Source organism: Sphingobium sp. ba1, assembly GCF_000743655.1.
Lineage (GTDB): Bacteria > Pseudomonadota > Alphaproteobacteria > Sphingomonadales > Sphingomonadaceae > Sphingobium.
The window spans coordinates 852989-853370 of the sequence record NZ_JPPQ01000069.1 but is presented as its reverse complement, the minus strand read 5'-3'; the positions used below and the strand labels follow the sequence as shown (position 1 = coordinate 853370).

The following is a 382-nucleotide window of genomic DNA, read 5'->3' as shown; positions in this document are numbered from 1 at the left end:
CAATGACCAAAGCTCCTGCGATTACCGATTTCGGAAGGGCGTTTGCCAATGGTGTTGGCCAAGGGGATATGCAGACCGCGCGGCTTGCGCGCATAGCGTCGCCATCGGGATCGGCGGGCAACAGGCGGAAGGCGCCACAGGCCCTGGCGTCGTCCGTCCGGCCCATAGACGAACAGGTAGATGGTCTCATGACAGACGGCTTCACGAATACCGCGATGGCGTCGAAGATATCCCGCAATCTGCTCGGGCGAAGAAGCTGCTGACAAGCGGTCGGCGATATAGGCGGCAAGCTCGGGCTTTCGGGCAATCTTGCCACCACGCACCCGGCGCCTGTCGGCCATTGTTTGTGCGGCGGTCGGAAAATAGCCACGAAACATTGGCT

At 61.0% G+C, this 382-nt stretch carries 1 protein-coding gene; it reads right to left on the bottom strand.

All coding sequences use genetic code 11. The features are described 5' to 3' along the window. Positions 1-382 (bottom strand): transposase (locus tag IL54_RS24895; protein WP_443211283.1); only part of this gene is annotated, 382 nt, incomplete at both ends.